The 25,484-nt window shown below is 73.9% G+C and carries 21 protein-coding genes and 1 tRNA gene; 5 read left to right on the top strand and 17 right to left on the bottom strand.

Going from position 1 to position 25,484, the window contains the following annotated elements; all coding sequences use genetic code 11:
* Positions 1-120: 120 nt before the first annotated feature.
* From AC07AL_RS07605 to AC07AL_RS07575, 7 genes are all read right to left on the bottom strand, one after another.
* Positions 121-194 (bottom strand) — tRNA-Pro (locus tag AC07AL_RS07605).
* Between the two features lie 156 nt (positions 195-350).
* Complete coding sequence (locus AC07AL_RS07600) at positions 351-1,760, bottom strand: MFS transporter (RefSeq protein ID WP_478317158.1); 1,410 nt, start codon at positions 1,758-1,760, stop codon at positions 351-353.
* Between the two features lie 62 nt (positions 1,761-1,822).
* On the bottom strand, positions 1,823-2,614 hold the full coding sequence (locus tag AC07AL_RS07595; RefSeq protein ID WP_478317157.1) for a DUF1684 domain-containing protein: 792 nt from the start codon (positions 2,612-2,614) through the stop codon (positions 1,823-1,825).
* Between the two features lie 275 nt (positions 2,615-2,889).
* Positions 2,890-3,756, bottom strand: coding sequence for an acyl-CoA thioesterase (locus AC07AL_RS07590; protein WP_363587009.1), 867 nt, complete (start codon positions 3,754-3,756; stop codon positions 2,890-2,892).
* A 235-nt stretch (positions 3,757-3,991) separates the two neighbouring features.
* The gene (locus tag AC07AL_RS07585) at positions 3,992-4,690 is read right to left on the bottom strand and encodes an alpha-ketoglutarate-dependent dioxygenase AlkB family protein (RefSeq protein WP_363629158.1); all 699 of its coding nucleotides are present in this window, start codon (positions 4,688-4,690) and stop codon (positions 3,992-3,994) included.
* Positions 4,691-4,796: 106 nt separating this feature from the next.
* Positions 4,797-5,273, bottom strand: a complete 477-nt coding sequence (locus AC07AL_RS07580; protein WP_478317156.1) for a transglycosylase family protein — start codon at positions 5,271-5,273, stop codon at positions 4,797-4,799.
* A 324-nt stretch (positions 5,274-5,597) separates the two neighbouring features.
* Positions 5,598-6,407, bottom strand: coding sequence for a transglycosylase family protein (locus AC07AL_RS07575; protein ID WP_478317155.1), 810 nt, complete (start codon positions 6,405-6,407; stop codon positions 5,598-5,600).
* A 605-nt stretch (positions 6,408-7,012) separates the two neighbouring features.
* Between AC07AL_RS07575 and AC07AL_RS07570 the strand changes: the two genes are divergently transcribed.
* Complete coding sequence (locus tag AC07AL_RS07570; protein WP_363587031.1) at positions 7,013-7,846, top strand: hypothetical protein; 834 nt, start codon at positions 7,013-7,015, stop codon at positions 7,844-7,846.
* Positions 7,847-8,075: 229 nt separating this feature from the next.
* Positions 8,076-8,831 (top strand): hypothetical protein, encoded by a 756-nt coding sequence (locus AC07AL_RS07565; RefSeq protein ID WP_478317154.1) that lies wholly within the window; start codon positions 8,076-8,078, stop codon positions 8,829-8,831.
* Between the two features lie 149 nt (positions 8,832-8,980).
* On the opposite strand, the gene der is transcribed toward AC07AL_RS07565, so the two are convergent.
* The 4 genes from der to AC07AL_RS07545 all read right to left on the bottom strand — a co-directional run bounded on the left by der (position 8,981) and on the right by AC07AL_RS07545 (position 13,847).
* Positions 8,981-10,435 (bottom strand): ribosome biogenesis GTPase Der, encoded by a 1,455-nt coding sequence (gene der, locus AC07AL_RS07560; RefSeq protein WP_363587005.1) that lies wholly within the window; start codon positions 10,433-10,435, stop codon positions 8,981-8,983.
* Positions 10,436-10,684: 249 nt separating this feature from the next.
* Positions 10,685-11,398, bottom strand: a complete 714-nt coding sequence (gene cmk / locus AC07AL_RS07555; RefSeq protein WP_363629139.1) for a (d)CMP kinase — start codon at positions 11,396-11,398, stop codon at positions 10,685-10,687.
* Between the two features lie 189 nt (positions 11,399-11,587).
* A complete protein-coding gene (locus AC07AL_RS07550) occupies positions 11,588-12,682 on the bottom strand; it encodes a DUF4419 domain-containing protein (protein ID WP_478317153.1) in 1,095 nt (364 codons plus the stop codon).
* Between the two features lie 79 nt (positions 12,683-12,761).
* Positions 12,762-13,847 (bottom strand): prephenate dehydrogenase, encoded by a 1,086-nt coding sequence (locus AC07AL_RS07545; protein WP_363587002.1) that lies wholly within the window; start codon positions 13,845-13,847, stop codon positions 12,762-12,764.
* Between the two features lie 397 nt (positions 13,848-14,244).
* Between AC07AL_RS07545 and AC07AL_RS07540 the strand changes: the two genes are divergently transcribed.
* The 3 genes from AC07AL_RS07540 to AC07AL_RS07530 all read left to right on the top strand — a co-directional run bounded on the left by AC07AL_RS07540 (position 14,245) and on the right by AC07AL_RS07530 (position 18,604).
* Entirely contained in the window at positions 14,245-16,611 is a 2,367-nt protein-coding gene (locus AC07AL_RS07540; RefSeq protein ID WP_478317152.1) for a DUF4139 domain-containing protein, read from the top strand.
* A gap of 3 nt (positions 16,612-16,614) precedes the next feature.
* Entirely contained in the window at positions 16,615-18,162 is a 1,548-nt protein-coding gene (locus tag AC07AL_RS07535) for a mucoidy inhibitor MuiA family protein (protein ID WP_478317151.1), read from the top strand.
* 79 nt (positions 18,163-18,241) lie between these two features.
* On the top strand, positions 18,242-18,604 hold the full coding sequence (locus AC07AL_RS07530; protein WP_350883713.1) for a DUF952 domain-containing protein: 363 nt from the start codon (positions 18,242-18,244) through the stop codon (positions 18,602-18,604).
* 47 nt (positions 18,605-18,651) lie between these two features.
* Here the strand turns inward: AC07AL_RS07530 and AC07AL_RS07525 are convergent, their stop codons facing one another.
* From AC07AL_RS07525 to AC07AL_RS07500, 6 genes are all read right to left on the bottom strand, one after another.
* Entirely contained in the window at positions 18,652-19,635 is a 984-nt protein-coding gene (locus AC07AL_RS07525) for a helix-turn-helix domain-containing protein (RefSeq protein WP_159398525.1), read from the bottom strand.
* A gap of 315 nt (positions 19,636-19,950) precedes the next feature.
* Positions 19,951-21,309 carry a pseudouridine synthase gene (locus tag AC07AL_RS07520; protein ID WP_400984524.1) on the bottom strand — a complete coding sequence of 453 codons (1,359 nt, stop codon included), beginning with the start codon at positions 21,307-21,309 and terminating at the stop codon, positions 19,951-19,953.
* Between the two features lie 63 nt (positions 21,310-21,372).
* On the bottom strand, positions 21,373-22,044 hold the full coding sequence (gene scpB / locus AC07AL_RS07515) for an SMC-Scp complex subunit ScpB (RefSeq protein ID WP_400811587.1): 672 nt from the start codon (positions 22,042-22,044) through the stop codon (positions 21,373-21,375).
* Positions 22,045-22,316: 272 nt separating this feature from the next.
* The gene (locus AC07AL_RS07510) at positions 22,317-23,183 is read right to left on the bottom strand and encodes a segregation and condensation protein A (protein WP_363586998.1); all 867 of its coding nucleotides are present in this window, start codon (positions 23,181-23,183) and stop codon (positions 22,317-22,319) included.
* Positions 23,184-23,416: 233 nt separating this feature from the next.
* Positions 23,417-24,004 carry a hypothetical protein gene (locus tag AC07AL_RS07505; protein ID WP_363586997.1) on the bottom strand — a complete coding sequence of 196 codons (588 nt, stop codon included), beginning with the start codon at positions 24,002-24,004 and terminating at the stop codon, positions 23,417-23,419.
* Positions 24,001-25,068, bottom strand: a complete 1,068-nt coding sequence (locus AC07AL_RS07500) for a ParA family protein (protein ID WP_030245868.1) — start codon at positions 25,066-25,068, stop codon at positions 24,001-24,003. Before AC07AL_RS07500 ends, AC07AL_RS07505 begins: the two co-directional genes overlap by 4 nt.
* Between the last annotated feature and the right edge of the window lie 416 nt (positions 25,069-25,484).

The raw sequence follows: 25,484 nt of genomic DNA, 5'->3' as shown, positions 1-25,484 counted from the left end.
CACCCGTGGCCAAACCTGGGGACCATTCTGGGACCACCCGGGACCAAAAACAGGCTCCGAAAACCAGCAAGAGCGGGCACCTGGTTTCCCAAGTACCCACTCTCACAACCGACTTCACTGTCGGGACGACAGGATTTGAACCTGCGACCCCTTGACCCCCAGTCAAGTGCGCTACCAAGCTGCGCCACGTCCCGTGGTCTCGGCGCCCGGCAGCGGGGCCTGGGGGGCTCTGCTGTGGGCTTCTCGACCTTGTCTCCGGTTGTCCCGGCGACGTGGAAAACAATACAGCACGTGGAGGGGTGCTCGCTGCCGGGTTGGGGGTGGGTGGGTCAGGGGCGGGTCGGGGTGGGTCAGGGGGTGGGGTGGCGGGCGTCGTAGGTGAGGAAGGCGGGGCGGCGGGCGGCGAGGAGGACGACGGCGGCGACGCAGGCGAGGCCGCCGGTGATCACGGAGGTGGCGGGGTTGGTGAGGGCGGCGACGGCGCCGGACTCGAAGTCGCCGAGGCGGGGGCCGCCGGCGACGACGACGATGAAGATGCCCTGGAGGCGGCCGCGCATCTCGTCGGGGGCGGCGACCTGCATCATCGTGTTGCGGAAGATCATGCTGACGGTGTCGGCGCAGCCGGCGACCGCGAGCAGGAGGAGGCCGAGCCAGAGGTTGTGGAGGGCGCCGAAGGCCGCGATGGCGAGGCCCCAGGCGGCGACGGCGACGAGGACGGCGGCGCCCTGGCGGTGGATGCGGCCGACCCAGCCGGAGAAGAGGGCGCCGGTGAGGGCACCGACGGCGGGGGCGGCGACCAGGAGGCCGACGGTGCGGGCGTCGCCGCCGTAGAAGGTGACCGCGATGGCGGGGAAGAGGGCGCGCGGCATGCCGAAGATCATCGCGGCCAGGTCGGCGAGGAAGCTGGTGCGCAGGTTGGGCTGCTCGCGCAGGAAGCGGAGGCCGTCGAGGACGGAGGCGCGGCCCTTGCGGTCGCCGAGCGGGCGCATGGCGGGCAGGCGCCACATCGCGTAGAGGGTGCCGGCGAAGGCGACGGTGTCGACCAGGTAGGCGGCCTGGGTTCCGTAGGCGCCGATGAGGACGCCGCCGATCATGGGTCCGACGGTGAGGCCGAGGTTCATGCTGACGGTGTTCAGCGCGTTCGCCGCGGGGAGCTGGTGGCTGGGGACCAGCCGGGGGATCATCGCGGAGCGGGCGGGCGAGCTGAGGGCGAAGAAGCCGGCCTGGGCGGCGACGGCGGCGTAGAGGACGGCGACCTGGCCGAGGCCCGCCAGTGCCTGCACGGCGAGGACGGCGGAGACGGCGGCGAGCCCGGCCGAACCGATCAGGCCGAGCTTGCGCCGGTCGACGGTGTCGGCGATCGCGCCGCCGTAGAGGCCGAAGGCGACGAGCGGGAAGAAGGAGAAGAGGCCGACCAGGCCGGTCGCGAAGGCGGAGCCGGTCTCGTCGTAGACCTGGACGGAGACGGCGACGGCCGTCATCTGCTGGCCTATGGAGGAGACCGCCTGCCCGAACCAGACCCGGCGGTAGTCGGGGTGGTCGCGCAGTGGGCTGAGGTCGGCGAAGGCCCGCCGGTACCAGGGGAGGGCCTCGGTTCCGGCCGGCGGAGAGGAGGCGTCGGAGGGTGGCTCCTCCGCCGGAACAGCGGCGGTGGCCGGGGCGGCATCGGACGCCGGGGCAGGGGTGGGCGCCGGGGCAGGGGCAGGCGTCGGGGCGGGATCGGACGCCGGGGCGGGATTGGCAGGATGATTGGTCGACACAACCCTCCATGGTCCGCCCCGGCCTCCCCGCTCCCCGCACCGGGGCCGGGCAGCGGCCCGTCCTACCTGGTCAGGACCTGCTTCTCCCCTGCCTCCACCGCGAAGTCGAGCCGGTTGCCCGGCGGCGGGAACGGGCAGATGAAGTGGTCCGCGAAGGCGCACGGCGGCAGGTAGGCCCGGTTGAGGTCGAGGACGGTGCGGCCGTCCGTGTCCGGGGCGGGGAGGGTGATGAAGCGGAACCGGTAGGTGTCGATGCCGCTGGTCGCGTCCGCGATGACGCCGGTGAGGCGGTCGCCGGAGCGGCTGACGGTCAGCTCGCGGTGCTCGCCGGCGACGGTGAAGGCGATCTGTCCGGTGACGGCGAGCGGGCGCTCCTTGCCGTCCGCGTTGGGGACGAGCACGGACTGGGCGCCGTCCTGCTCGAACGGGGTGAAGACGGCGGGGACGGCCCACTCCGGCGAGTACGGGTAGGCGGAGATGCCCGCGAAGGCCGTCCGGCGCGGCGCGGCCGGGTCGAAGACCCGCAGGGCGAGCTCGCCCTCGCGCTCGATCGGGACGAGCAGGACGTCGCCGAGGGTGGCGGTGTCGGCGGCCGGATCGGTGTCGGGGCGGAGCAGCGCCTCGCCGTCGACCGGGCCGTCGGCGCCGCCGACGGTGATGTCGTCCGCGGCCGCCGCCCGGACCCGGACGCCCTCGGCGTCGGCCCACCAGCGCCCGGGCAGGCCGACGATCTCGGCGGGTTCGGGCTCCAACCAGTGCGTGCCGGTGAGTGCGAGCTGGCCGTGTGGCGCGCTCACCGATGCCGCCCGGCCGTCACTCCAGTGCTTCCAGTCCTCCGCGGCCGTCGCCGTCATCGGTACACCCTCCCACTGCGGTCCTCGGACGGCCCGCCGTTCGGGCCGTCCAACTCGGTCACCCACCACAACGCCGCGCACCCGGACGGATCATTCCCGCCTGCCGGAACCGCCACAGGGCGGCCACCGGACGGCAACACGGCGTCACGACGGCAACACCCCGGACACGACGCCCGCCAGGACGAAGACCGGCCCGCTCGGCCGACGCCCGACGCCCGACGCCCGGCACCCGGCACCCGGCACCCGGCCGCCGACGCATCCACGCGCCCGCCCCGTCAGCTGCCGGCGCCCAGCGGCCGGAACAGCCCCTCCTGCACCACCGACACCACCAGCCGCCCGCTCCGGTCGAAGATCTGCCCGCGCGCGAGGCCGCGCGCGCCGTGGGCGATCGGGGACTCCTGCTGGTACAGCAGCCAGTCGTCCGTACGGAACGGGCGGTGGAACCACATCGCGTGGTCCAGCGAGGCCATGTCGAAATGCCGGGTGCCCCAGAGCGGCTCGACGGGGGCGCGGACGGCGTCGAGCAGCGTCATGTCGCTGGCGTAGGTGAGGGCACAGACGTGGATCAGCGGGTCGTCCGGCAGCGGGCCGTCCGTCCGCAGCCAGACGCCGCTGCGCGCCTCGACCCCGGCCAGCTCCTCCTTCGTCCAGCGCAGCCGGTCGACGTAGCGGATGTCGAAGGGCTGGCGGCGGCTGATGAACGGGGGGAGTTCGCCGAGTCGGGAGCCGACCTCCTCCAGAGCGCTGGGCAGGTCCTCGGGCGCGGGGACGTCCGGTATGGGGTGCTGGTGCTCGATGCCGCCCTCTTCGGGGCGGTGGAAGTCGGCGGTGAGGGCGAAGATCGACCGACCGCCCTGGATGGCGAGCACCCGGCGCGTGGTGAAGGAGCGGCCGTCGCGGATCCGGTCGACCTGGTAGACGATCGGCACGCCGGGCACCCCGGGGCGCAGGAAGTAGGCGTGCAGCGAGTGGACCGGACGGTCGCCGTCCACCGTGCGCCCGGCCGCGACCAGCGCCTGCCCGGCGACCTGGCCGCCGAACGTCCGCTGCAGCGCCTCCTCGGGGCTGCGCCCGCGGAAGATGTTCAGTTCGATCTGCTCCAGGTCGAGCAGGTCGACAAGGTCGTCGACGGGGGTACCCATGCGTGCGCTTCCTCTCCAGGCCCACGGCCCCGGCGGAGGTCTTCCGCCCGGCTCCGGTGCCCGTCCTGATCGAATTCTCCAACCCACTCGAATTCTCCGGCGACCGGGGTCATTCCCGCCCACCGGGCCGAAGGAGCCGATTCACTCGAACGAGTAAGCGAGCGGCGAGCGAGCAGTAGGGGGAGAGCGGACGAGCGGACGCCAGGCGGACGGACGAACGAACGCCCACCCGGACTCAGGCCTCCCCCGCCGCCAGCCCCGACTGCCGCACGGTGATGTTGAGTCGGCCGACCAGACCCAGCGCCGGATCCGCCGTGCCGGGCAGCGTGCGCACCACGCCGTGGTAAGCGAACCGGGCCGGGCCGCCGAACACCAGCAGGTCCCCGCTGCGCAGCTCCAGGTCGGTCCACGGGCGGGTCCGGGTCTCGGTGTTCCCGAGCCGGAACACGCAGGCGTCGCCGAGTGAGAGCGAGACCACGGGCGCGTCGGTCCGCTCGTCGCGGTCCTGGTGGAGGCCCATCTTCGCGCCGTGCGGGTAGTGGTTGACGATCGCGATGTCGGGTTCGTACGACGCGGCACCGGCGATCTGCCGGGCGTCCGTCCCGTAGGCGTCGGCGACGGCCCGGCGGGCGAGGCGGTCGAGTTCGGGCGGGAACGGCTTGACGGGCGTGCCGTCCTCCGCGTCCCTCCGATAACCGTACGGATACCAGTGCCATCCGAGGCTGACCATCCGTACGGACATCATTCCGCCGGTGGGCATCCGCACGGCGTGCAGGCCGGCCGGTGGGCGGGCCCACTCCCGGCAGGCGGCGACCAGGCGCAGCTGGGCATCGGCGTCCAGCCAGCCGGGGAGGAGGACGGCACCGGGGGCGGGCTCGGCGCGCCCGCGCGCGGCAGCGGACCCCGACCGGCCGCCCGGGACGGCACCGGGCAGGTCACCGAACAGTTCGCCCTGGATCACCCCACCATCCTCCCGCACCGCCACGGCCGAAGCCCGGCCGGCCTCAGAAACCCTGTCGGCCTCACAAACCCGGCCGGCCTCAGAAACCCGGCCGGTCTCGGGAGCCCGGACCGCCACCGGGGGGCGGGCTGCCGCCGGGGGCCGGACCGCCACCGGGAGTCGGGCTGCCGCCGGGAGTCGGGCTGCCGCCGGAGGTCGGGCTGCCGCCGGGGGCCGGCGATCCACCGATCAGCCCCAGCTCCCGCGCGCAGTCCGGCCACGCCTCCCAGCCCTGCCGTCGGAGGATCTCCTCGCCGACCGTCGTCTGCTCCCGGCGGCTCGCGTGGTCCGGCCGGTCGGCGAAGCGCAAGCCTCCGGCGACCTCCCAGGTGGGCGGCCAGATCTGCAGGCCGCCGTAGTAGCCGTTGCCGGTGTCGGCCTGCCAGTCGCCGCCGCTCTCGCACTCGGCGAGGCCGTCCCACACGACGTCCGCGACCCGGACCGCCGCACCGGCCCGCTCCCAGGGGATCGCCGCCGACCCCGCCAGCAGCACCACGGCGACGCCCAGCCGAAGCACGACCCGGCACATACGCTCGTCACACGGAGGCAGCACAGCAGCCGACCCTAGGCTGGTCGCCGCACGACCCTCCCCAACGACACTCCGAACGCGCCGAACGCGCCAGAAACACCAGAGACGCCAGAAGCACCGGAAACGCCAACGGCCGCTCCCCCGCACAGCGGAGAAGCGGCCGTGGTGTCAGCACAGCGCCGGGGCCGGGAGGCCCGCTGAACCGAGCTCAGGCCGGGGACGTCGGACAGCCGACATCAGGCGGCAGACCCCGGAGAGCCGGTGTCAAACGCTCAGCTGCTCAAACACTCAGAGGCTCAGAGGCTCAACTGATCAGACGCTCAGGGTCTGGCCCGGGAGGATCAGGTCGGGGTTGCCACCGATGACCTTGGCGTTGTTCTTGTACAGGTCGTGCCAGTCCAGGCCCTGCGCGGCGGCGATCGAGCTCAGGGTGTCACCGGACTTGACGGTGTAGCTGTCGCCCTTGGCCGGCTTGGCGTCGTTCGAGCCGGTCCAGCCCTTGGCGCCCTTGGCGGCGTCGTTCTTCGGCGCGGCCTTCGGCGCGACGTCAGCCTTCGGCGCAGCGGCGGCCTTCGGGGCGGCGGCCTTCGGCGCGACATCGGCCTTCGGGGCAGCGGCGGCCTTCGGGGCCTGGGTCTGCGCCGGCTTGGCGGCCGGGGCAGCCGGCTTGGCGGCGGTCGAACCGGCGGTCGAACCGGCCGAGGTGTCGACGGCCGCCGGGGCGCCGCCCTTGGTCAGGCCGGCCTTGACGGAGCACACGGGCCAGGCGCCCGGGCCCTGCGAGGCGAGGACCTTCTCGGCGACGGCGATCTGCTGCGCCTTGGTGGCCTGGTTGGCCTGCGAGGCGTAGGCGGTGCCGCCGAAGGCGGCCCAGGTGCTGGAGGTGAACTGCAGTCCGCCGTAGAAACCGTTGCCGGTGTTGATGGCCCAGTTGCCGCCGCTCTCACACTGGGCGACGGAGTCCCAGGTGGAGACGGAGGCGGCGGAGGCCGAGGTGGCCGTGACGAGGCCGGCCACCGGCAGGGCCGCGACAGCGGCGCCCGCCACGACAGCCATCCGGACGCGGTTGCGCTTGGTGACCGTGGAGGTGGTGGCAGCGGCGGTCTCGTGACGGAAGGTCATGGGGTTCCTCTCGAAAGCCCCGGGCGGGCATGCGGAACCAGGCCCTGGAGAGGGCCGCGTTCACTTGCCGCGTCCATCGGGCGACCGTGCACGTGTCGGACGTGCCGCTTGCCGCCCCGGCCACCCAGCCGCTCACCGGCGACCTGTTCGAGCGATCGCGTCGGCGGGCACCTGCCGCATCCGGCGGGAAGCCGGAGGGGCGGTGCGTCGGGGGTGAACCCGGGTGGCGCTCGTTGCGCCGCCAATGAAGCTACGAGCCGGTCGGCGGGGAAACCAAAACTCCACCGGTCTGCCCAGCTCAGCCAAGGGTTACCGGCGGTAATGACCGCACAATCTTGCCCGAAATGCCCGTTTTAGCCGTCGATTCGTAGATCAAACATCACGGCGGCGTGACTCACCTCACGGTTTCATTCCGGCAGTCCTGCCACCGACATCGACACATTGCGACCACGAGAACACGCGGCGCGGTCGGATCAGAGGCAATTCCCGTCAGCCTCGTCGACCACCCGTGACGCCTGACACAAGGGCCCGTTGGTCATGGCGACCTCCCCGTATCCGCCCCCGACCGCCAACCGCACCCACCAAGAGGAGAACCCGTGCCGCGCATGCTCGACGTCAGCGACGAGGTCCGGTCCGAGATCGGCGACGACGAGGCGGACCGCCTCCTCGGCGGCGACCGCGCACCCGACAGCTACGAATGCACCTCCTGCCGCACCTCCGGCGACACCCACGCGGAGCCCACCAGCACCGTCCTGTTCGTCGGCGAGGAGACCGCCGTACTCGCCTTCGCCCACGCCCGCTGCATCCCGTCCCAGGTGGTGCCGGTGGCCGAGGAGCAACTGGTCGGCGCTGTCCGCAGCATCAGCCAGGCCCAGACCGGCGCCCCGGCCGCACCCGCGCACCCGCTGGTGCCCATTCCCGCGCCGACCCCGGCGACCGCCCCCACCCCCCAGCCCAGCGCGCCGGGCCAGGCCGCCATCCTCGGCATCACCTGCGGGCTGGTGCTGCACGGCAAGGTCGGGCACGCCTCGCTGGTCGTCGAGCCGACCGGCCCGGTCGGGCGCCCCGGCAGCACCTCGGGCGAGGACGAGTTCCTCGACCTGCTCCAGGACGCCGGCTTCCAGGCCATCACCGACCTCGACGAGACCCCGGACCAACTGGGCGGCTGGTCGGTCCTGGTGGCGATGGGCAAGCTGCACGCGATCCTGCAGCCCGCTGCCGCCGGCGGCAGCACCGGCTGGTGGCAGGCGCACCAGCCGCTCCAGGTCACCGACGCCTGGCGGATGGCCGCGAGCCAGCTCTCCGAGGTCACCATGTACGCCGTCCCGGCCGGGATGGTGGGCCGTCAGCCGCGCGAGGACCTGCTCCGCCAGGCGCTGGAGCGGGCGGTGGCACTGGGCCAGGTGGTCGCCGCCTCCCTCCCCCTCGCCGGCACCTGAGCCCCTCGGCACCCAGCCCCAGCAGCGCGCGCCCGACCCAGCCGCGCCCCCGCCCCAGCAGCACCCAGCCCCAGCCCCAGCCCCAGCCGCGCCCCAACCCGCCGGCACCCGGGCTCCACGCCCGGGCTCCGCACCCGCCGGAAGGCGGCCTCCCCCTCGGCACAAGCCGCCTTCCGGCCGGGCCCCGGCAACCCCGCATCCCTGTGCCCCCTCACTCGTTGGCCCCTGTGTGTACAGCTACGACGTCTCCGCGTCCCCCGGCCGGTCCACCACCGCCCCCCGCTCGATCCCCGGCATGCGCCCGTCGTACGACGCGGAGCACCCGCACTCGACGACGCCGATCTACGACGAGCTGTACTCCGAGTACCGGCGGCTGTTCCGCGCGCTCCCGGGCGACCGCTCGGGCGAGGAGGACCTGAAGTTCACCGGCTTCGCGGTCCGCGACGGTTACCCGGTGCTCGGCGAACCGCGCCCGTACCCGCCCCAGCACCAGGCCTTCCACAGCTACGGGGGACAGGCGCCCGGCCTGCCGCAGTACATGCCGAGCCAGCAGCACGGCCACTCCGCAGGGCACGCCGCCAACCACGGCGTCACCGGGCACTCCGGCCACGGCGCCACGAGCCACACCCACCACAACGCCACCGGCCACACCCATCACGGCGCGATGGGCCACACCGGCCACAGCGCCCCTCAGCCGCACCCCCACGCCGAGCCCGCCGCCCCGACCAGCGACGGCTTCGGCCAGGCCGCCCCGGCGGCCACCGCCCCTCAGCACACCCCGCCCCCGCCGCCCCAGTTCACCAACGGCCAGGGCTGGGTGGCCGCCGGCTACCTCGGCCCGATCCCGCACGCGATGCCCGCGCCGCCCCCGGCCCCCGCCCCGGCCATGGGCACCGCCACCGGCGTCGCCACCGCCGCGCCCACCGGCGGCCGCCACCGCCAGATGCTCTCCCTCCCCCCGGGCCGCAACAGCGACCACCACTGAACCGCCCGCCTGCGCACCACCCCCACGGCGCCCGCACAGCGCCCGCACGACCCCGTACACGCGACGAGGGCCCCGCCACCACCGTGACGGGGCCCTCGCCCACACCTGCTGCCGGCACCCACCGACTACTGCCGGTGGATCACGACGTCCTACTTCCTCTTGCGCTTCTCCCGGACCCGCACCGAGATCGAGATCGGCGTCCCGACGAAGCCGAACTCCTCACGCAGCCGGCGCTCGATGAAGCGCCGGTAGCCGGCCTCCAGGAAGCCCGAGGCGAACAGCACGAACCGCGGCGGACGGATGCCCGCCTGGGTGCCGAACAGGACGCGCGGCTGCTTGCCACCGCGGATCGGGTGCGGGTGGGCGGCCACCAGCTCGCCGAGGAAGGCGTTCAGCCGCGCGGTCGGGATGCGGGTCTCCCAGCCCTCCAGCGCGGTCTCGATCGCCGGGACGAGCTTCTCCATGTGCCGGCCGGTCTTGGCCGAGACGTTGACCCGGGGGGCCCACTGCACCTGGACGAGGTCGCGCTCGATCTCGCGCTCCAGGTAGAAGCGGCGCTCCTCGTCCATCTGGTCCCACTTGTTGTAGGCGATGACGACGGCGCGCCCGGCCTCGACGGCCATCGAGATGATCCGGGTGTCCTGCTCGGCGAGGGTCTCGCTGGCGTCGACCAGGACGACCGCGACCTCGGCCTTCTCCAGCGCGGCGGAGGTCCGCAGCGAGGCGTAGAAGTCGGCGCCGGCGGTCAGGTGGACGCGACGGCGGATGCCGGCGGTGTCGACGAACTTCCAGGTCTTGCCGGCGAGTTCGATCATCTCGTCGACCGGGTCACGGGTGGTGCCGGCCAGCTCGTTGACGACCACCCGCTCCTCGCCGGCGACCTTGTTCAGCAGGCTGGACTTGCCCACGTTCGGGCGGCCGATCAGCGCGATGCGGCGCGGGCCTCCGGGGGCGGCGTCGCCGAAGGTCTGCGGCGGGGCCTCGGGCAGCGCGTCCATGACGGCGTCGAGCAGGTCGCCCGAGCCTCGGCCGTGCAGCGCGGAGACGGGGTACGGCTCGCCCAGGCCCAGCGACCACAGGTAGGCGGCCTCGGCCTCGGTGGACGGGCCGTCGACCTTGTTGGCGCACAGCACGGTCGGCTTGCCGGCCCGGCGGATGAGCTTGATCAGGGCTTCGTCGGTGTCGGTGGCGCCGACGGTGGCGTCGACCACGAACAGCACCGCGTCGGCCTGCTCGATGCCGAGCTCGGCCTGCGCGGCCACCATCGCGTCGATGCCGAGGACGTCGATCTCCCAGCCGCCGGTGTCGACGACCTTGAAGCGGCGGCCGTTCCAGCTGGCCTCGTAGGTGACCCGGTCGCGGGTGACGCCCGGCTTGTCCTCGACGACGGCCTCACGGCGGCCGATGATGCGGTTCACCAGGGTCGACTTGCCGACGTTCGGGCGGCCGACAACGGCCAGTACCGGCAGCGGTACGTGCTCGGCGCCGTCGAAGCCGTCCACGCCGTCGACGTCGAAGCCTTCCTCGGCGGCGATGGCCATGAACTCGGCGTAGTCGGCGGCGTCCAGTCCACCGTGGCCGGTGTCGGAGTGCTCTGCGGTCATGTTCGTCTGTTCCGTTTCCCGGCGCGGCCCTTCCCAGGGGCGCGCCGTGCGTACCTGCCCCGCTCGGGGCAGCGCGATGGTTTTCTCCGCGGCACCTCGGCGGCACCGCAGCTCATTCGGCCGTTCCGGCCATTCCGGTTGTTCAGGCCGTTCCTGCCGTTCCTGCCGTTCCTGCCGTTCAGACCATTGTGGCCGTCCAGACCGGTCCGTCCTTCAGACCGGTCCGTCCCTTCAGGCCTGTCCGTCCTCTCAGACCGACGACATCCCGGCCCGCTCCTCCACCAGCGCGGCGATCCGGTCGATCACCTGCTCCAGGGTGAGCTCGCTGGTGTCCACCAGGACGGCGTCCGCGGCCTGGGCCAGCGGGGCCGTCTTCCGGGAGGAGTCCGCGGCGTCCCGGCGGGCGAGGTCGGCGGCCATCGCGGTGATGGTCGCCTCGTCGACGCCCTTGGCGCGCAGCTCGGCCGCCCGGCGCTCGGCCCGGGCCTGCTCGGAGGCGGTCAGGAACACCTTGACGGTGGCGTTCGGGAACACCACCGTCCCCATGTCCCGGCCCTCGGCGACGATGCCGCGCTCGGCGACCTCGGCGCAGCCGCGCTGCAGCTCCACCAGCCGGGAGCGCACCGCCGGCACCGCGGAGACGGCGCTGACCTGCGCCGTCACCTCGGGGCCGCGGATCGGTCCGGAGACGTCCTGGCCGTCCACCGTGATGGTGGGACCGTCCGCGTCCGTGCCCGACACGATCACCGGCTTGCCGCACGCGACGGCCACCGCCTCCGGGTCGGCCACGGCGACGTCGTTGGCCAGCATCCACCAGGTCATCGCCCGGTACATGGCTCCGGTATCCAGGAAGCTCAGGCCCAGCTGGGCCGCCACCGCCCGCGAGACGGTCGACTTGCCCGAACCGGAGGGTCCGTCGATCGCGACGACGACCGGGGCGTGCGCTCGGTCGGCAGTGTCCACGGGGCCGAACCTCTCTCTGGGCGTGAAAGCCGGGGCCTGGGGAGGCAGACGGCAGGGGGTTGTCTCCCTCAAGGTTAATGGACCGCCGCCCTACCCACTCCGCCACCCGATCAGCCCAGTGCCAGCCCCCTGCCGGCCCCCCTTGGCTCCGGTACAGCCCCGGTATCAGCGCCGATATCGGCCCCGGTATCAGCCCTGGTCGGGGCCCAGGATCCGCAGGACGGCGTTGCCCAGCCGGGGCCGCAGGTACTCCCCGTCCCACTCGATGCCGAGGATGCCGGCGGTGAAGGCCATCGGGATCTCGCGGCCGAGGTGGTCCCAGACGAACGGCACCTTGGAGACGTGCGAGGGGAAGTCGTTCACCGCGAAGGAGTCCCGGTGGTACGGGTTGGCGTCCGCCTCCCGCCAGCCGAAGGACTGGCGCAGCCGGGGCCCGTCGGGGGTCTGGGTGTGCGCGAGGAAGGCGGTGAGCCAGCCGGTCACCCGTGGGCCGCCGGACATCGACCGCCACTTGAAGAGCGAGCGCCAGAACTCGTCGTCGACCGTCCCGCCCGCCGCGGTCGCCGCGATCTCGTCGAGCACCGGGCGCAGTTCGGCGAACCACGGCGCCAGCCAGTCGAAGCGCTCCGCCAGCCCGGCGACCCGCGCCACCAGCAGCGCCCAGTCCTCGACCGTGCCCTCCAGCCGGATCCGCGGGATGCCACAGCGGGTCTCCCAGCGGAAGGCGTAGTAGGGACTGACCACGTCCATCAGCGCCACCAGCGCGGAGGAGGCGTCGTCGGGCGTGGTCGTCGAGAACGCCGGCTGGAACAGCTCCACCAGTTCGGCCCCGACCGCCGCCGCCAGCGGCTCCCGCACCAGCCGGACCGACCGCGACCAGTCCGGGCCGGGCGCCGCCAGGGCGTCGTCGCGGACCACGATCGCTTCCCGGCGTCCCTCGGCACCGCCGAACAGCGCCCGGTACCTCGGCGCGTACATCCGCGCGTGCACGGCCACCTCGTGCACCACCGCATACCAGAGCACGTCCGGCGACAGGCTGAGCGGCAGGTGCTCCGCGAAGGCGGCGTGGACCGCCCGCACCAGCAGGCTGCAGGTCGGCTCCGGCTCGGTGGACTCCGGGTCCGGCGGCGTCGGCCGGGGCAGTTCGACCAGCGCTTCGACGCTGCGGTGGTGGATCCGGAAGTCCCCACCCACCACCGCCCGCAGGAACCGTTCGTTCCCCAGGTCCACCGGCCGGCCGTAGGACCCGTACCGGGTCTCGCCCAGCGGCAACTCGATGATCATCCCTGCTCCCCCTCAACCGAACCGCTCGACCGAACCGCTCAACCGAAGTCCCAGAAGCCGACCGGCCCCCGCAGCCCGATCAGTCCCGGACGCTCCACCCGCTCGCCCGCAGCGCCACCGTGAGCGGCTTGACCGCCCCGGGCGCCACCGACAGCTGGACGAAGCCCACCTGCTGGCCGGTCGAGTGCTCGATGACGACGTCCTCGATGTTGACCCCGGCCGCGCCGACCTCGCCGAACAGCCGGCCCAGCTCGCCGGGCTGGTCACCGAGCACCACGGCCACCGTCTCGTACCGGGTGGGCGGCGCGCCGTGCTTGCCGGGGATGCGGGCCTGGCCGGTGTTGCCGCGCCGCATGACCGCCTCGATCCCGGCCGCGCCCGCCCGGCGCTCGCCCTCCTCGGGGGCGTCCAGGGCGCGCAGCGCGGCGACGGTCTCCCCGAGGTCGGAGGCGACCTCCTCCAGGATGTCGGCGACCGCGCCGGCGTTGGCGGAGAGGATGTCGACCCACATGCCGGGGTTGGAGGCGGCGATCCTGGTGACGTCCCGGACACCCTGCCCGGAGAGCCTTATGGCGGTCTCGTCGGCGTGCTCCAGCCGGGCGGCGACCAGCGAGGACACCAGCTGCGGGGCGTGCGAGACCAGGGCGACGGCCCGGTCGTGCGCGGTCGCGTCCATCACGATCGGCATCGCACCGCAGAGCGCGACCAGTTCCAGGGCGGCGTTGAGCGTCTCGGTGTCGGTGTCGTCGGTGGGGGTGAGCACCCAGGGGCGGCCCTCGAACAGGTCGGCGCGGGCGGCCAGCGGGCCGGAGCGCTCGCGGCCGGCCATCGGGTGGCTGCCGATGTAGTGGACGGTGTCGCAGCCGAGCGCGGCGACCTCGATGCGCGGGCCGGCCTTGACGCTGGCGACGTCGGTGTACCAGCGGGCCAGGTTGCGGCGCTGGCAGTCGGCGAGCACCTTGCCGACCAGGGCGGGCGGCACGGCGATGATCGCCAAGTCGACCGGGCCGTCGGCCGGCTCGGTGATGCCGGCGCCGAGCGAGGCGGCGGTCCGGGCGGCGTCCGGGTCGGCGTCCTCCAGATGGACGGTCAGCCCGCGGCCGGCCAGGGCGAGCGCGGCGGAGGTGCCGATCAGTCCGGTACCGACGACGACGGCAGTGCGCATGGCGGGTCGCGCTCCTTCTCGAATTCTCGGGCTTCGCGTTCCGGGCTGCCCGACCTCGCCGGTTCTCGGTCCGGTCGGCGCCCCGGCACCGGCCGGGAACACCCGCGCCCCATCCTCTCGCATCCGCCCCACCCACGCCCCCACCGCCCACCCGCTGGGCAACCACGGCGGCCCCGCCCCCGTCCCACACCATGCGGAGGCACGCCGGACACGGCGGGCACCACAGGACCGCGAACGCGCCAGGCCGCCAGACCGCCAGACCGCCAGACCCGCCAACGGGCACACACGCCGCACCCCGCGAAATCCGGCGACGCCCGCACCGAAGCGGGGCAGACTGGCCGCCCGGGCACGGCGCGGGCGACACGCGGAACACGGCACGCGAACGAAGGGATTGCGCATGGACGATCAGCACAGCGGCGACGATCAGCAGAACGGCGAGGCCCGACACGTCGGCGAGGCCGGGCCCCCGAAACCCCCCGCCGTCCCCGCCCACCCGTCGGTCCTGGACTCCGTCGTGGTCTACGCCGAGGGCGCGGTGTGCCGCCGCCGGGCCAGCGTCCCGCTCCCGGCCGACGGCCGGCTGCGGCTGACCGGTCTGCCCTCCTCCCTGGACGGCCGCTCGCTGCGCGCCCGGGTGCTCGACGGCCCGAGCGGGACGGCGGTCACCGAGGCCCGGCTGGAGCTGCTCGCCGAGTTCCACGAGCCGACCGAACTCCCCCGGCTCCGCCGCGAGTTGGACGAGGCCATGGAGCGCCAGGGCGCACTCACCGAGCGCCGCCGACTGGTCCTGACCGCGATCGCCGAGACCTCCGCCCTGCGCGCCGTACCACCGCAGCGGCGGCCCGAGGAACCGCTGCGGCGGACGCCCGCCGACGCCTGGCTGGAGCTGGCCGACTTCGTCGACGAGCGCCTGACCCGGCTCCAGCGACGCGCCGAGGAGCTCACCAAGGAAGTCGAACTCGCGGACCACGAGCGCGAATTGGCCGCCGACCGGCTGGACCGCGCATCCACGGCCGGCCCCGCCCACCCGGTCGGGACCGCCGCCACCGTCCTGCTCACCCTCACCACCGCGCAGGCCTCGGCGCTCTCCGCACAGCCCGCCCCGGAACCCATCATGGAATCCGCCCCGGAATCCGCCGGGGAACCCGTCGCCCCAGCCCCCGAGAAGCCCCCCGCCCGGCTCGACATCGAGCTGGAGTACGGCGTCCCGGCCGCCCGCTGGGCGCCCGCCTACCGCCTCTCCTACCGCCAGGGCGCCGACACCGGCCGACTCGTCCTGCGCGCCTCCGTCGCCCAGCAGACCGGAGAGGACTGGACCGGCGTCCGGCTCGCCCTCTCCACCGCCGACCTCGACCGCCGCACCGACCTGCCCCGGCTCCGCTCGCTGCGGATCGGCCGCAGCCAGCCCGCCCCGCCGCCGTCCGGCTGGCGCGAGCCCCCGGCCGGCCTGGCCGACCTCTTCACCGGCTACGACGACGCCGGAGCCGGAGCCCGCCCGGCCCCGCGCCGCAAGGCCCCGCTCGCCGTCTCGGCCCCCGGCCCGTACGGATCCGCCGCCCGGCTCAACCGCCTCGGGGGCGCCCGGCCCGCCGACGCCGGCCTCGTGGCCGACGCCGCCCGGCTGGCCGCCCCCACCGGGCGCGGCGGCACCCTGGACATCGACGAACCCGTACCGGAGCCCCCGCCCGCCCCGAGCGGCTTCGCCGGATACGGCGGTGCACCCGCCGCCGCCCCGATGCCCCAAGCCCCCCTGCCGCAAGCCTCGATGTACCAAGCCTCGATGCCCCAGGTTTCGATGCCCCAGGCCCCCGCGCCGCCACCCGCCCCCGTGGCACCGGGCGGCGCGCCCCCGCCGGACCTGCACCCGCTCGCCCGCCGCTCCCGCCGAAGCGGCGGCGGCACCGAGGCCCCCGGCACCGGCTTCGCCCCGGACGCCTCCCTGCTCGACTACCCCGGCCTCGTCCTGGCCGGCCCCGACGCACCCGCCGCCCACCGCGGCACCCTGCGCCCCCAGGCCGAGCAGGCCGACCACTACGGGCCGGCGGCGATGCCCCCGGGTGACACCGGCGGCGAGCGGGTCCGCCATCTGGCACTCCCCCGGCACGCTGTCCCGCCCCGCGAGTCGGCGGGCTCCTTCGACCACCGCTTCGACTCCGCCGCCCCCGCCGACATCCCGTCCGACGGCACCTGGCACACCGTCACGATCGACGAGATCCCGGTGTCCGTCCGCCCGGAGTACGTCACCGTCCCCGCCGTCGAGGAGAAGGTGTACGCCACCCTGGTGCTCGCCAACCGGACCGACCGCGCCGTGCTGGCCGGCCCGGTCGAGGTCACCGTCGACGACGAGTTCCTGCTCACCGCCGCCCTGCCCACCCTCGCCCCGGGCGGGCTGCGGAGCCTGGGCATCGGGGTCACCGAGAGCATCGAGGTGGCGCGCCGCACCGAGCTGCACGAGTCCACCGCGGGCATGCTGAGCAGCAGTACCGTGCTCGACCACCGGGTGCGCGTCCAGCTGGCGAACCGGCTCGGCCGCACCGTCACCGTGGAGGTCCGCGAGCGCGTGCCGGTCACCTCCGACGCCGAGATCCGGATCGAGGAGCGGGCCGACTGGCAGGCCCCGGCGGTCTCCACGCCGGACTGCCCGCCCAGCACCCGGCTCTGGCGGGTCGAGCTGCCGCCCGGCGGCCGCACCGAGCTGGACGGCGGCTACCAGATCAAGATCCCGGCCGGAAAGGCCATCGTCGGTGGAAACCGGAGGAACTGAACGATGACCGGAACGACCATCCCCCTCCCCGTCACCGCCGTCACCTGCCTGGAGGACCGCAGCCAGGTCGAACGCACCACCACCGTCAACCTCGCCGCAGGCGTCCAGCGGCTGCGACTGGGCCCGCTCACCGCGCTCGCCGTCGACCGCACCCTGCGCGCCGAGACCATCGCCCCCGGCACCCGCGTGCTGGACGCCCGGATCGTCCGCGACTGGATCCCACGCGCCCCGCTGCCGCCCGGCCCGGAGGACTCCCGGCTGCGCCACCGGCTGCACGAGCTGGAGACCGCGAGCCGCCTCGCCGACCAGACCCGCGCCCGCCTGGAGGCCCGGCTGGCGCTGCTCGCCCAGCTCTCCGCCGACCTGCTGCGCGAGATCGGCGAGGGCGCCGGGATCGGCGAGCTCGAACGCACCCGCTGGTCCCGCGAACTGGACCGGGTGGACGCCGAACGCGAGCGCCACGGCGAGGAGCTGCGGACCACCCACTCCCGGCTGCGCCGCCTGGACCAGGAGCGCTCGCAGGCCCTGCTCACCCTCGACCAGGCCGAGGAGGAACCGGCCGAACTGGTCGCCCACCTGGAGCTCACCGTCGAGGCGGCGCAGCCCGGCCCGAGCGGGCTGGCCGTCACCCATCTGGTGCCGTGCGCCCTCTGGCGCCCCTCGTACCGGGCCACCCTGGACGGCGGAAGCCTGCGGCTGGAGTCGGAGGCGGTGGTCTGGCAGCGCACCGGCGAGGACTGGACCGGTGTCCGGCTCACCTTCTCCACCGCCCGCTCGGCCCTCGCCACCGACCCGCCCGCCGTCGCCGAGGACGTCCTGATGCTGCGCGAGCGCACCGCGGAGGAGCGCCGCACGGTCGAGGTGGAGCTGCGCGAGGAGGCGATCAGCGCGCTCGGCCCGGCCGCCGGGGTACCGGGGGTGGACGACGGCGGGGAGGTCCGGGTGCTGCCCGCGCCCGCTCCGGCCACCGTGCCCTCCGACGGCCGGGCACACCGGGTGCCGCTCGGCGCCTTCACCGGGCAGGCGAGCAGCGAGTACGCGTGCGCGCCGGAGCTGTCCCCGCTGGTGACCCAGGTGGTCCGGTTCCGCAACACGGCCGGGCACCCGCTGCTGGCGGGTCCGGTCGAACTGGTCCGCGGCAGCGGCTTCACCGGCCGAGGCGAGCTGGGCTTCACCGCCGCCGGGGCCGACGCCGAGCTGGCGTTCGGCAGTTCGGACGGCTACCGGGTGGTCCGCGAGGCCGAGGAACGCCAGGTCACCGCCGGGCTCACCGGCCGCCAGACGACCACCCGGACGGTGCGGCTGCACCTCTCCCGCTTCTCCGGCCCGGAGGAGCGGGACGAACAGGTCGTCGCGGTCCGCGAGCGGGTGCCGGTCTCCGAGGTGTCGGCGGTGGAGGTGCGGCTGCGCAAGGAGGAGTGCTCCCCGTCGCCGGACGCCTTCGACGCCGAGGGCATCCTCCGCTGGGACGTCCCGCTCGGGCCCGGCGCCCGTCGGACGGTCACGCTGGTCTACGAGGTCTCCGCCACCGCCAAGGTCGCCGGGCTCTGAGGAGCCCGGCCTCCGCCGCCGTCTGAACACCGGTCCGCTCGTGACGACCGCTCAGGACCAAACCGGGTAGAACAGGAACATGATCCTCCACCTCGCACCCCTGGACGACTGGCTGTCCGACCCCGGTCGGCCGTACACCACCGCGTCGTTGCTCACCGACGGGTTCATCCACTGCTCGGCGGACGAACAGACGGCGCTCGCGGTGGCCAACGCCTTCTTCGCCGACACTCCCGACCCGCTGATGGCACTGCTGATCGAGGAGTCACAGGTGGAACCGATGGTCAAGTGGGAGGCCCCGCACGGCGCACCGCCGCCCGGGGCCACCCCCGGCCTGCTGTTCCCGCACGTCTACGGACGGCTCAACCGCTCCGCCGTCAAGGGCCTGCTGAAGGTCGAGCGCGGCCCGGACGGCCGCTGGGCCGCCCTCACCCCCTGGAGCTGACGCCCGACCCCCGACGTCCGCCCGGCCCGGTGCACAGCCAACTCCTGTCACAACCAACCCCGCTCCCGGGCCGCCATACCGGCCTGGAAGCGGGTGGTGGCGCCCAGCGAGCGCATCAGGCTCTGCAACCGGCGCTGGGTGGTGCGGGCGCTCCAGCCGAGCGACCGGGCGATCGACTCGTCGGTGAGGCCGGCCGCCAGCAGGCCCAGCAGCTTGCGGTGGTCGGCCTCCGGCTCCAGCGTCGCGTCCCCGGTGCCGATCGCGGCCTGCAACTGGACGGCGCGCTCCCACTCCGCCTCGAACAGCGTGTCCAGCGCCTGGAGCAGCGCGGAGGGGTGGATGACGTACGCGGCGTCGAGGACGCTGTCGCCCACGCTGATCGGGATGATCGCCATCCGGTCGTCCGAAATGATCATCTTCATCGGCAGCGACGGCCGGACCCGGGCCTCCTCGCCGTCCGCGACCCCGGCCAGGATGTTCCGCTCCAGTCGGCCCGGCCAGGCCACCGCGTCCCGGTCGTAGACGGTCCGCAGCCGCAGGCCCTCCCGCAACCGCCGCCGCTGCAACGGGATCGGGGTCACCGGATCCTGGATGTACGGCGGGCGGTCGAAGCCGCGGACCTGGTACTGGCTGGTCTCGGTGATGTGCTCCAGCCGCTGCGCGATCGCCTCGCCACCGGTCAGCACCTCCACCGAGTGCGCCGGATCGGTGTACCGCGAGGCCTCCCGGAAGGCGTCCATCAGACGGTGCATCTCGGCCCGGGCGTGCCGCAGTTCGGACTCGCGGTGGCCGATCAGGGTGCCGATCGCGACGTCGGGGGCGACCGGCAGGTAGCGCTGCCGGTCCACCGGCGCCCGGGTCGCCATGCCCTGCTGCGCCAGGCGGTCCAGGGCGCGCACGCTCTGCTGGAGCGTCAGGCCGCAGCCCTCGGCCAGTTCCTCCGCGGTGGACTGCGGATTGGCCACCAGCGCCGCGTAGACCTGTCCGTCCGGCTCGGCCAGTCCCAGTGCGCTGAGTGGTGCATCCGACACGACGCCGTCTCCCCGTTCGCCCCCCACCGGCGCCGGCCCTGGCGCAGTCCCGCCACTGGGCGGATGGTGGTCCGGTGGCAATCCTCTGCCACGGATCATGGCGCTGACAAGGCCGTGACCAGGGGTTGCGCCCCGCCTCGCACCCCGCCCACCCCCACCGAACGACCGAGGGCCTCCCCGCCTTTCGACGGGGAGGCCCTCAGCAGAAGCCCGAATATACCGACCGGTCTACAGACTCCGGGGGAGAATATACCGACCGGTCTACATAGCCCAATCGGAATATACCGACCGGTCTATAGAAATATACCGACCGGTCTACAGACCGACCTCGCGCATCAGCTGACCGACCTCGGGGTTGGTCAGACGGCGCAGCCAGCCCGACTTCTGGTCGCCCAGCGCGATCGGGCCGAAGTGCGTGCGCACCAGCTTCTCGACCGGGAAGCCGGCCTCGGCCAGCATCCGGCGGACGATGTGCTTGCGACCCTCGTGCAGGGTCACCTCGACCAGGTAGTTCTTGCCGACGTTGGAGATCACCTTGAAGCTGTCGGCGCGCGCGAAGCCGTCCTCCAGCTCGATGCCCTGCGCCAGCTGCTTGCCCAGGTCGCGCGGGATCGGGCCCTGGATGGCGGCCAGGTAGGTCTTGGTCACGCCGTACCGGGGGTGGGTGAGACGGTGGGCCAGCTCGCCGTGGTTGGTGAGCAGGATGATGCCCTCGGTCTCGGTGTCCAGACGGCCGACGTGGAACAGCCGGGTCTCCCGGTTGGTCACGTAGTCGCCGAGGCACTGGCGCCCGTCCGGGTCCTCCATGGTGGAGACCACGCCGGCCGGCTTGTTGAGCGCGAAGAACAGGTACGACTGGGTGGCGACGGTCAGGCCGTCCACCTTGATCTCGTCGTTCTGCGGGTCGACCCGCTTGCCCTGCTCGGTGACGAGCTTGCCGTTGACCTGGACCCGGCCCTGCTCGATCAGCTCCTCGCAGGCGCGGCGGCTGCCGATGCCCGCCCGGGCCAGCACCTTCTGCAGGCGCTCGCCCTCGGGCTCGCCGAAGGTCTTGGGCAGCTTGACGGCCGGCTTGTCGTGCCGGGCGAGGACGGCGTCCTCGATCTTGGCCTGCAGCTCGCGCGAGCGCTGCGGCTGGCGGCGCGGGTCGCCCGGGGCGCCCTGGCCCTCACGGCGCGGGCGCGGGGCCGGGCTGGGGCGCCGACCGGAGTAGCCGCCGCGGGCGGGGGTGGCGTTGGGGCCACCGCCGAACTCGGGGCGGTCGTAGCGCCGCTCCTCGGGCCGCAGCGGGCGGTCCGGGTACCGGTTGTCGTCGCGCCGGTCGTCCCGGCGACTGTCACGCCCGTACGAGCCGGAGCCGCCGCGCGAACCGGCACCGCTGCCGCCGCCGTACGAACCGCCGCGCGAGCCGGAGCCGGACCCACCGCCGTACGAGCCGCCGCGCGAGCCGGAGCCCGAGCCGGACCCACCGCCGTACGAACCCCCACGCGAGCCCGAGCCCGAGCCGGACCCACCGCCGTACGAACCCCCACGCGAGCCCGAGCCCGAGCCCGAGCCCGAGCCGCTGCGGCCGCTGCCGCTGCCGCCGTAGGAGCCGCCGCCCCGGCCCCCGCCCTGTCCGCTGCGACCGCTGCCGCCGCCGCTGCCGTTCCTGCCGTTGCCACTGCTACGCATCAAAGTGTCCGTACGTCGTTACCGTCTGGGATGTGCGGTCGTTTCGGCCGACCTCACCGCCCCCTACCGATCAGGCGCAGCCCGACCGGCCTCGCCACTGCCGCCCACGGCCTGCACGGCAGCGGCGGCGACCGCCTCCGCGATCATCGTGCCCTCCAGGGACTCCGCTTCCACGTCGTCGACCTCGGGCAGGAAGGGAGCAAGCTCCGGCAGCTCGTCCAGGCCGCGGAGCCCCATCCGTTCCAGGAAGTAGTTCGTCGTCCGATACAGGATCGCACCTGTTTCGGGCTCGGATCCGGCCTCTTCCACCAGTCCTCGCTGTACCAGGGTACGCATCACGCCGTCACAGTTCACACCGCGGACGGCGGAAACCCTCGATCTGGACACCGGCTGCCGGTAGGCGACGACCGCCAGGGTCTCCAATGCGGCCTGCGTGAGCCGGGCCTGCTGGCCGTCCAGCAGGAAGCGGTCGACGGCCGGAGCGCAGGTGTCCCGGCTGTAGAACCGCCACCCGCCGGCGACCAGCCGCAGGTCGAATCCGCGGCCCTGGGCGGTGTATTCGGCGGCCAGTTCGCGCAGCGCAGCGGCCACCTGCGCCCGGGGCCGCTCCAGCACGCCGGCCAGCCGCTCCTCCCCGGCAGGCTCGTCGACGACCATCAGGATCGCCTCCAGCTCGGCCTTCAACCCGGCCCCGGGCGTCTCCTCGCCCCCGGCCGGATCAGCGACGCCGACCACATCAGTGACGCCGGAGGTCGACGGGGCCGACTTCTGGTGCACGACCCGGGCCTCGCCCTCCGCCGACGCACCCACGGACGCCGCTACCGGCTCCACCACCGACCCCGCCGCCACCGGATCCGTCACGGGCCCCGCCACCGGCTCCGCCAGCAGCTCGAAGGCCGGCTCCAGCCACTCCCCGGCCCGAGGCCGCCCCGGCAGCCCGAGCGGGCGCCGCACCGGCCGCCCGCCGACCCCGCTCCCGCTCGGGCTCGGGCTCCCGCTCCCACCACTCATCGACTCTCCTCCCGCTCCCGCTCACCCACCGGCCGGTCGAACTCGTCCGTCACCTCGACCGCGCCCCGGTCCTCCTCCGCCACCCAGCGCACCAGCAGTTCGCCCAGCGCCTCCGGCTGCTCGAAGGCCAGCACCCGCTCCCGGTACAGCTCCAGCAGCGCCAGGAAACGGGCGACGACCACCAGCTCGTCCGACGCGTCCTCGACCAACCGCTGGAACGACGCCTCGCCGAGCTCGGTGAGCAGCCCGACCACCAGCCCGGCCTGCTCGCGCACGCTGACGGGCGGGCTGTGGATGTGGTCGACGTACACGACGGGCTTCGGCTTGGGTTCCATGGCCCTGGCCGCCAGCTGCGCGAGCCGCTCCGGGCCGATGGTGATGACCACCTCGGGCAGCAGCCCGGCATGCCGGGGCTCCAGCCCGACGGTGCGTGGGCGTCGGGCCAGCTCGGCGGCCCAGCGCTCGCCGAAGAGGGCCGCCGCCCGCTTGTACGCCCGGTACTGCAGCAACCGGGCGAACAGCAGGTCACGGGCCTCCAGCAGCGCCAGGTCCTCCTCGTCCTCGACGTCGGCGACGGGCAGCAGCCGGGCGGCCTTGAGGTCGAGCAGGGTCGCGGCGACGACCAGGAACTCGGTCGCCGCGTCCAGGTCCCAGTCCGGGCCCATCGCCCGGATGTGTGCCATGAACTCGTCGGTGACGGTGGCCAGCGCCACTTCGGTGACGTCGAGTTTGTGCTTGGCGATCAGACTGAGCAGCAGGTCGAAGGGGCCTTCGAAGTTGTCCAGCCGCACCCGGAAGCCGCCCCGCGGCTGTTCCTCGGTCGCGTTCACGGCGGTGGTGGGTGGTTCGGCGGTGCTCGGCATGACGGTCCATCTTCACCCGGCCCGGCCGCCCGCCCCGCCCCCGGGGCCGTCGACACGCCGTCGTCACGCGGTCGACGCCTCCCGGCGTCGGCCCTCGGCATCGACATCGACGCCACCGCAGGACGTCACCACAGGACGTCGACACGCCACACCAGGGATGCCACACCGGGACCGCCGCACCGGAGGCACCGCACCAGCAGCACCAGAGGCACCACTGACGGCCAGGAAGGGGCCTAGCGGCCGCGCAACCGCCGGACCAGGATGGAGGCCTCGCCGCGCTGCTCCAGGTCCGCCAGGACGACCGCGATGGCCTCCCGGACGATCCGCCCGCGGTCCACGGCCAGGCCGTGCTCACCGCGCAGCACCAGCCGGGCGTGCTCCAGGTCCATGAGCTCCTCGGCGGACACGTACACGGTGATCTTCTCGTCGTGCCGCTCGCGCCCGCTGGGGCGGCGCGGCGCGCGGCCGCGCGGCCGGGCGCGCCCGGTGCCGCCGGCCTGCTCCTCGGCGGCGCCGGGGTGCTGGCGGCCGGCCGGCACGGTGCCCTGGGGCCCGGCGGACGAGGCGGAGCGCTGGGCCGGCGGCTGGGCGCCCGCCGGGGCGCCGGCGGCCGGCTGCTGGTCCTGGGACGGCTGCCGCCCGGCCTCGCCGGTGCGCTGGGTGTCCTGAGCGTCCTCGGCGCCTTCGGCGCCGTCCGTGCCGTGGACGGTCCGCGCGGTCTCCGCTCTGGCTGCCTCGGCGGCCGGACGCGGCGCGAGGGACGGCGACAGCGCCATCCCGCCGGTGGTCCGGAACAGCTCGTCGGCCCCCGGGAGACTCACTCGGCGGGGCGGCACCGGTCGAGCACCTCCCTGGCGAGCTGGCGGTAGGCGGCGGCACCGACCGAGTTGGTCGCGTACGTGGTGATGGGCTCGCCGGCGACGGTGGTCTCCGGGAAGCGCACGGTCCGCCCGATGACGGTGTGGAAGACGTGCTCGCCGAACGCCTCGACGACGCGCGCCAGCACCTCGCGGCTGTGCACGGTGCGCGAGTCGTACATGGTCGCGAGGATGCCGTCCAGGCGCAGCTCGGGGTTGAGCCGCTCGCACACCTTCTCGATGGTCTCGGTCAGCAGCGCGACGCCGCGCAGCGCGAAGAACTCGCACTCCAGCGGGACGATGACGCTGTGAGCGGCGGTCAGCGCATTGACCGTCAGCAGGCCCAGCGAGGGCTGGCAGTCGATGATGACGTAGTCGTAGTCGGGCAGCAGCGGCTTCAGCGCGCGGGCCAGCGCGGACTCCCGGGCCACCTCGCTGACCAGCTGCACCTCGGCGGCGGAGAGGTCGATGTTGGACGGCAGCAGGTCCATGCCCGGCACGGCCGTCTTGAGCAGCACTTCATCGGCCGTCAGGCCCCGCTCCATGAGCAGGTTGTAGACGGTGACGTCGAGCTCCATCGGGTTGACGCCGAGGCCGACCGAGAGCGCGCCCTGCGGGTCGAAGTCGACGAGCAGCACCCGGCGGCCGTACTCGGCCAGCGCGGCGCCCAGGTTGATGGTCGACGTGGTCTTGCCGACGCCGCCCTTCTGGTTGCACATGGCGATGATCTGCGCGGGGCCGTGCTCGGCCACCGGGGCGGGGATCGGGAAGTACGGCAGCGGGCGGCCGGTCGGGCCGACCCGCTCGCGGCGCTGGCGCGCGGCGTCGGGGGCCAGCGTGGCGGCGTACTCCGGGTCCGGCTCGTACTCGGCGTCCGGGTCGTCGTAGGCGCCGTAGGCGAACTCGCCGTAGGCCAGGCCGTAGGCCGCCAAGTCGGCGTCGTGATCGGTCACCGTGGTCACCTGCGCTGTGTTCTGGCGTGCTTCGAAGGTGCGGAGTGCGACCGAGCCGACCTCGGCCGAGCCCACGGAGGGCTGCCGGGCCCCTGGCTCCTCACTCGGCTGGCCGGCGGTGCGCTCCGCCAGTCCTGGCTGACCACCCCCGGGAGCAAATGTCGACTCATTCACAAGTCGTCTTACCTCCTTGGGCATCCAGGACTCTATGTCGATTCGTCAGCGTGGCAGCATGCCGACGGTTTGCGACTCTAGGCCGTTCAAGGCGTTCGCAGCAACACAATCCACGGTAGTGGGCCGGATGTGTCGACTATCGGGCGGGCCGATGTCAAGGGATGAGTAGGCCGTTGACCCTAACGTTTCTGCGGTGGGGTGACACGACCGACAGAAATTGACGACAGAGCGACCCGTCCGCTCCACCACCCGTTCACGGGCACGGCGAAGCCCCCGGCCCGAGGGGATCGGGTCGGGGGCGAACGACCGCCGGGCGG

The sequence above is a fragment of the Kitasatospora sp. NPDC043949 genome (genome assembly GCF_056435365.1).
The sequence above is the reverse complement of the archived record's forward strand: the minus strand, read 5'-3'. Positions and strand labels throughout refer to the sequence as shown.

What these genes read in the sequence shown, in the direction of transcription:
- AC07AL_RS07595 (WP_478317157.1), bottom strand. Translation starts at nt 2,614, where the DNA reads ATGACGGCGACGGCCGCGGAGGACTGGAAGCACTGGAGTGACGGCCGG.
- AC07AL_RS07590 (WP_363587009.1), bottom strand. Translation starts at nt 3,756, where the DNA reads ATGGGTACCCCCGTCGACGACCTTGTCGACCTGCTCGACCTGGAGCAG.
- AC07AL_RS07575 (WP_478317155.1), bottom strand. Translation starts at nt 6,407, where the DNA reads ATGACCTTCCGTCACGAGACCGCCGCTGCCACCACCTCCACGGTCACC.
- AC07AL_RS07570 (WP_363587031.1), top strand. Translation starts at nt 7,013, where the DNA reads ATGCTCGACGTCAGCGACGAGGTCCGGTCCGAGATCGGCGACGACGAG.
- der (WP_363587005.1), bottom strand. Translation starts at nt 10,435, where the DNA reads ATGACCGCAGAGCACTCCGACACCGGCCACGGTGGACTGGACGCCGCC.
- AC07AL_RS07550 (WP_478317153.1), bottom strand. Translation starts at nt 12,682, where the DNA reads ATGATCATCGAGTTGCCGCTGGGCGAGACCCGGTACGGGTCCTACGGC.
- AC07AL_RS07545 (WP_363587002.1), bottom strand. Translation starts at nt 13,847, where the DNA reads ATGCGCACTGCCGTCGTCGTCGGTACCGGACTGATCGGCACCTCCGCC.
- AC07AL_RS07540 (WP_478317152.1), top strand. Translation starts at nt 14,245, where the DNA reads ATGGACGATCAGCACAGCGGCGACGATCAGCAGAACGGCGAGGCCCGA.
- AC07AL_RS07535 (WP_478317151.1), top strand. Translation starts at nt 16,615, where the DNA reads ATGACCGGAACGACCATCCCCCTCCCCGTCACCGCCGTCACCTGCCTG.
- AC07AL_RS07530 (WP_350883713.1), top strand. Translation starts at nt 18,242, where the DNA reads ATGATCCTCCACCTCGCACCCCTGGACGACTGGCTGTCCGACCCCGGT.
- AC07AL_RS07520 (WP_400984524.1), bottom strand. Translation starts at nt 21,309, where the DNA reads ATGCGTAGCAGTGGCAACGGCAGGAACGGCAGCGGCGGCGGCAGCGGT.
- AC07AL_RS07510 (WP_363586998.1), bottom strand. Translation starts at nt 23,183, where the DNA reads ATGCCGAGCACCGCCGAACCACCCACCACCGCCGTGAACGCGACCGAG.